We start from the raw sequence: 2,145 nt of genomic DNA, 5'->3' as shown, positions 1-2,145 counted from the left end.
GTGACGATTTTCGAGCGCGATACCCGCCTGACCACGACCCTCATGCGGGACGGACAGCGCGCTGTTGGCACGAAGATGGACAATCCGGCCGTGCTGGACGCGGTTTTGGCCAAGGGCGGCGTTTTCCTGGAGAAAAACACAGTGTTGGGGAAGGAGTACGAGACCGCCTACTGGCCCATCATGGACGTGTCGGGAGCGATCAAGGGCATGTATTTCATCGGTAAGTCCTTGGATCATATCGCCGCGACCAAGCGGGGCGTGACCGCGGCTACCGTCGGCGTGTCCCTGGGCTTGGCGGTGGTCATGATCGGCGTCGGGGGCTGGTTCGCGTTGTCCCTGTCCCGGCCCATATCCCGCGCCACGGCCTTCGCAGCCGCGGTCGCCGACGGCAACCTGGAGGAAACGTTGACGGTTTCGGCCCAGGGCGAGATCGGCGTCCTGGCCAATGCCTTGCGGACCATGGTCGCCAACCTGAAAGACATGATCGCCCAAGCCCAAGCCAAAACCATGGAAGCGGAGGACAAGAGCCGGCAAGCAGAGGAAGCCAAGAGCGAGGCCGAGGCGGCCCGCCGCCAGGCCGAGGAAGCCCGGCGCGAGGGCATGCTGGACGCCGCGTCGCGGATCGAACTCATTGTCGAGCGGGTCACCTCGGCCTCGGAGCAGCTCGCCGCCCAGATCGAGCAGTCCAGCCGGGGTTCCGAGGTCCAGCGCCAGCGCATGGCCGAGACCTCCACGGCCGTGGAGGAGATGAACGCGTCGGTCCTGGAAGTGGCCCGCAATGCCGGGGACGCCGCGTCCAACGCGGAAGAGACCCGGGAGCAGGCCCAGCAGGGCGCGGGCGTGGTGCGCTCGGTCATCGCCGCCACCAACGACGTCCAGGCCCTGGCCGCGCGCATGAAGGAGAGCTTGGGCAAGCTCGGCGACCAGGCCACGGGTATCGGCCGCATCATGGACATGATCAGCGATATCGCCGACCAAACCAATCTTCTGGCGCTCAACGCGGCCATCGAGGCGGCCCGGGCCGGAGACGCCGGGCGCGGGTTCGCCGTGGTCGCGGACGAAGTGCGCAAGCTGGCCGAAAAAACCATGAGCGCGACCAAGGAGGTTGGCGAGGCCATCGGCGGCATTCAGGCCCGCGCGACGGAAAATATCGGGCGCATGGGGCAAACCGAGGAGTCGGTGCGCAAGAGCACGCACCTGGCCGAGGAGGCCGGCGATGCCCTGGTGCGGATCGTGGGCCGGGCCGAATCCACGGCCGATCAGGTTCGGGCCATCGCCACGGCCTCGGAGGAACAGTCCGCAGTCACCGAGGAGATCAACCGCACCACCGAGGACGTCAACCAGGTGGCCACGGAAACCGCCGAGGCCATGCTCCAGTCCGCCCAGGCCGTGGCCGATCTGGCCCGCATGGCCCAGGACCTGCGCAAGCTGGTCGATGAACTCAAGCGCGCCTGAGGGCGCGGCGTCCGTTCCAGCCGGAGCCCTCGCGCGGGGGCTCCGGCTGTTTTGTTTCCGGGTCGCGGCGTCGTTGACACTGGACCGGTCGCGCGCTAGCCGGCACGCATCCTTTCCTTCAACCCCCACCCCGCATGACAGCAGAACGCATTCCCCGTCCCGAGATCACCATCCGTGAAATGGAGCTGGACGACCTGGCCCCGGTCTATCACCTGGGCGAGCGCCTTTTTACTTGCGACCTCTACCCATTCTTGTACCGCACCTGGGACGAGTGGGAAGTGGTCGGCCACTACAACACCGATCCCGAATTCAGTTTGGTGGCCGAGGTCAACGACACCCTGGCCGGATTCATCATCGGCACCCTGATCAGCAAGGCGTCCTGGACGTATGGGTATATCGTCTGGCTGGGCGTGGACCCGGATTTTCATTCCACGGGAGTGGCCCACAAGCTGTTCGACCGACTGGTGGAGCGCATGGTGGAGTCCGGGGCGCGCTATCTCATCGCGGACACGGACCCGAGCAACAAGGCGGCCTTGAAATTTTTCACCAAGAAAGGCTTCACGAACGAGCGCGAACATGTGGTCCTGTCCCTCAACCTGAATCGGGCCGAACGCTATCGGCCATTGCTGGAAAAGCACGGCAATGGGCATGGCCACGGCGAGGGCAAGGTGCGCAAAGCGCGCCGGAACA

Annotated in this window: 2 protein-coding genes; both read left to right on the top strand. The window is 65.6% G+C overall.

Going from position 1 to position 2,145, the window contains the following annotated elements; all coding sequences use genetic code 11:
* Positions 1 to 1,455 (top strand): methyl-accepting chemotaxis protein (locus EOL86_14070; protein NCD26700.1); only part of this gene is annotated, 1,455 nt, incomplete at its 5' end.
* A 134-nt stretch (positions 1,456 to 1,589) separates the two neighbouring features.
* Positions 1,590 to 2,145: GNAT family N-acetyltransferase (locus tag EOL86_14065; protein ID NCD26699.1), on the top strand; the 556-nt coding region annotated here is incomplete at its 3' end.

The sequence above is a fragment of the Deltaproteobacteria bacterium genome (genome assembly GCA_009930495.1).
Lineage (GTDB): Bacteria > Desulfobacterota > Desulfovibrionia > Desulfovibrionales > Desulfomicrobiaceae > Desulfomicrobium.
Note: the sequence above shows the minus strand (reverse complement) of the source record. Positions and strands in the feature narration are given on the sequence as shown.